General features: G+C 45.0%; 3 protein-coding genes. All 3 read right to left on the bottom strand.

All coding sequences use genetic code 11. From position 1 onward, the window contains the following. Nucleotides 1-286 precede the first annotated feature (286 nt). The 3 genes from sigG to spoIIGA all read right to left on the bottom strand — a co-directional run bounded on the left by sigG (nt 287) and on the right by spoIIGA (nt 2,795). Entirely contained in the window at nt 287-1,066 is a 780-nt protein-coding gene (gene sigG, locus VKA52_RS14720) for an RNA polymerase sporulation sigma factor SigG (RefSeq protein WP_146818891.1), read from the bottom strand. Between the two features lie 82 nt (nt 1,067-1,148). Then, the gene (gene sigE / locus VKA52_RS14715) at nt 1,149-1,868 is read right to left on the bottom strand and encodes an RNA polymerase sporulation sigma factor SigE (RefSeq protein WP_089652821.1); all 720 of its coding nucleotides are present in this window, start codon (nt 1,866-1,868) and stop codon (nt 1,149-1,151) included. A gap of 18 nt (nt 1,869-1,886) precedes the next feature. Beyond that, nucleotides 1,887-2,795 carry a sigma-E processing peptidase SpoIIGA gene (spoIIGA, locus tag VKA52_RS14710; RefSeq protein ID WP_326316231.1) on the bottom strand — a complete coding sequence of 303 codons (909 nt, stop codon included), beginning with the start codon at nt 2,793-2,795 and terminating at the stop codon, nt 1,887-1,889. Between the last annotated feature and the right edge of the window lie 653 nt (nt 2,796-3,448).

Raw genomic sequence — 3,448 nt, 5'->3', positions numbered from 1 at the left:
CTCGGTATAGGGGTTCGTTTCACTCCTCATATGGAATGGGGTGGTTGGGAAGCTGCGAGACTCCCGTGGGAGAAGGAGATAGGCGAGATCCCGCAGGACGCAGTCCGAGGAAGCTCGGCGCTCCCCCACAGGAAAGCGAGTTGCTTCCCAGCCACCCCTGACGCTCAACCCAGGGAACGAACCCAGAAACATCTCGAAACTGAGTCTTCCACTAAAGGGAGCGTTTGTGGAATAAAAGAAAATTTGTGCATAAAAAAAAGCTTCTGCGTGGGCAGAAGCTTAGGGTTCATTGGAACATGGATGAATTCATTTCTTTAATCGCCGCTTTTTCTAAACGCGACACTTGAGCCTGTGAAATTCCGATTTCTTCTGCCACTTCCATTTGCGTTTTTCCTTGGAAGAATCGCTTAGTCAAAATCATTTTCTCTCTGTCATTCAGTTGCTTCATTCCTTCTCTGAGCGAGAGTTCATCGAGCCATACCGAGTCTTTTTCCCGGTCATCTTTCAACTGGTCGACCACAAAAATGGGATCACCACCGTCATTGTAGATCGGTTCGAATAGGGATACGGGATCCTGTATGGCATCCATCGCAAAGACTACATCTTCATGCGGGACTCCCATTCGTTCTGCAATTTCATGGGGAGCCGGATCCTTACTTGTCTCACTGATCATTTTCTCACGCATCTGCAAAGCTTTATAAGCTGTGTCACGCAAAGATCGGGAAACACGAATCGGGTTGTTGTCTCTTAAGTACCTGCGGATTTCTCCAATAATCATGGGTACTGCGTAAGTAGAAAATTTAACATTGTGGCTTAAATCAAAATTATCAATGGATTTCATGAGACCGATGCATCCAACCTGGAACAAATCGTCTCCATACTCTCCGCGATTGTTGAAACGCTGAATAACGGATAAGACTAGGCGGAGGTTGCCATTTACCAGCTGCTCTCTTGCCTCCAGCTCTCCACTTTGCAAGCGTTCAAACAGGTCTCTCATTTCTGCATTTTTAAGTACAGGAAGTTTTGAAGTATCTACGCCGCATATCTCTACTTTATGTCGTGTCAATGTAAGACCCTCCCAGGAAGCTGTAATCAGTTCTCAGTATCTCCCTGGGTGGGAAAATTATGCATCTACGTGACGTCGTCTGCTAGACCATTTTGTCGAATTCGCGTTGTAGCCGCCGGATAATTTTCTTCTCAAGCCTTGATATATATGACTGAGAGATGCCCATCATGTCTGCCACATCTTTTTGGGTTTTTTCTTTTTTTCCAATTAAGCCAAAACGAAGTTCCATGATCTGCTTTTCACGATCATTCAATTGTTCAAGCGCCGATTTTAGTAACTTCTTATCGATTTTCTTTTCAATTCCTTTTGTGATTAAATCCTCATCTGTACCTAAAATATCAGATAATAAAAGTTCATTTCCGTCCCAATCCACATTCAAAGGTTCATCAAAGGATACTTCTGTTTTCAGCTTATTGCTTTTTCTAAGGTGCATGAGAATTTCATTTTCTATGCAGCGGGAAGCATAAGTCGCGAGTTTGATTTTCTTTTCCGGATCAAACGTGTTCACTGCTTTGATCAGTCCGATGGTTCCTATACTAATTAAATCTTCTATGTTCAACCCCGTGTTTTCAAACTTCCTGGCGATATAGACGACAAGCCTTAAGTTGCGCTCAATAAGCATCGCGCGTGCCGCTTTATCCCCTTTCGGAAGAAGTTCAAGCAATTCTCTCTCTTCTTCTCTGGATAATGGTGGTGGGAGCGCTTCACTTCCACCAATGTAATAAATCTCATCTTGCTTGATTCCGAGCTTCATAAGCAAGCGATAATACCAAAGCCGCGCTTTAAAGAACCATTTGAACATGGAATCCCCCTCCTGAAATCACGCTGATTTCCCTTTTACCATCATGTGCGGATGAATGAGCATTTGATAAAGTCGATCGTGTGTCAAATCCTGTTGCTGCACCCCTAATAGAGGTGCTTTCATTTCTAAGTTCCCTGCCTCCGTTTTAACCGTAATCTTATCCACCTGTAACGTCACAAGCAGCTTTCCTGTCACACCCGCCGCCTGATAGGGCACAAGCCGGACGGAGGACTGAATATCCTCGGGTAACTCCGCTAGACCAGTTACGACATGATCCACTTCGAGCTGCTGAAGCTGTTCCTTCGAGACGAATTGTTCCCATAAAAATGAATCGGCTAGAAATACCATTTTCCGACTGATCGGATCCACGAGCTGGTTTCCGCTATCCACTAAACCTTTACAAAGAGCAGTTCTGCCATTCCACTCCACCGTCACGTCATAAATATCCTCAAGCTTCATCTTATGGACGCTGACTTGGTTCAAACGCCATTTCGTAAAAACAAAGGAACAAGGAAAACCAATCACTACAAACAACCAACTGACCGGGTCTCCATAACCACCACTAAATGTTACGATTGAACCCCCTTGTAAGCTGATCTCTGTCGCAAGAAAATAATGAACCCCCATCATGCTTCCACCGATAGCGAAGGTAATAAAATAAAAACTGATCCACTGGACAAAAAATGCACGGAGAGAGGTGTATGAAAAGGCCACCCAGATGATGAACATCGAAAAAAAGATTTTCCCGAGGCTTCCTACAAGCCAGAAGTCCGGCATATAAATGGTAATCGGGACAATCGTAGAGGCGACAAACGCCCCGGCGTTCATTCTGATTTTCGATGATTTCGCTCTCGTAATCCCCTGTGTAAGCGATAAAATCATGCCATCCATCAAAAGGTTGAGCAACCAGACAGCATCAAGATAAATGATCCTCTCTCCCCCCCTTCTCTTTATCTGCTGTAATGAAAAGTATAAGCCCGTCCGGTTAAAAAGTCTGTCACAATCTGAACCCCTGGCTAGCAAGTTTTGTAGAAGGATGGAAAGAATTTCTTTATCCCAAAAACGCTCCCTTTAGTGGAAGACTCATTTTCGAGACTTTTGTGTAATTCTAGGGGCTCCGGGAAACGATTCGCTTTCCATGGGGCGGGCGGTGAGCCTTCTCAGGCTACGCCTTCCGGGGTCTCACCTGTCCCACACGTCCCATAGGAGTCTCACCGTTTCCCTCCGCCCCTTTACCTTATAAGTGTCTCGAAACCACTTTTTAAAAGGGGGAGCTTGAATGGTTAAGGGAAGTGGATGATTCGAAAACCTGTACTCATAAATAATGTTCCAAATCTTATCTCCTATGGGGCATATAGTGCGTTCTATTAAGCATTTGCTTATGCTAAACGTCAACGAGGTAGAGTTTAAACCATTCACTTCTCATATCCATACAAGCTGATTTTTAAGTAGTGGTTTCGAGAACCATACTTGGTTAAGGGGCGAAGGGGAATGGCGAGACTCCTGCGGGAAAAAAGTGCTTGGTGAGACCCCACAGGACGCAGTCCGAGGAGGCTCACCGCGCTCCCGCGGAAAGCGAG

Origin of the sequence: Halobacillus sp. HZG1, from assembly GCF_035818575.1 — a bacterium.
Lineage (GTDB): Bacteria > Bacillota > Bacilli > Bacillales > Halobacillaceae > Halobacillus > Halobacillus litoralis.
This window is presented reverse-complemented; position numbering and strand designations above follow the sequence as displayed.

Coding starts and splice junctions, on each gene's coding strand:
- sigE (WP_089652821.1), bottom strand. CDS start 1,868: ATGTTCAAATGGTTCTTTAAAGCGCGGCTTTGGTATTATCGCTTGCTT.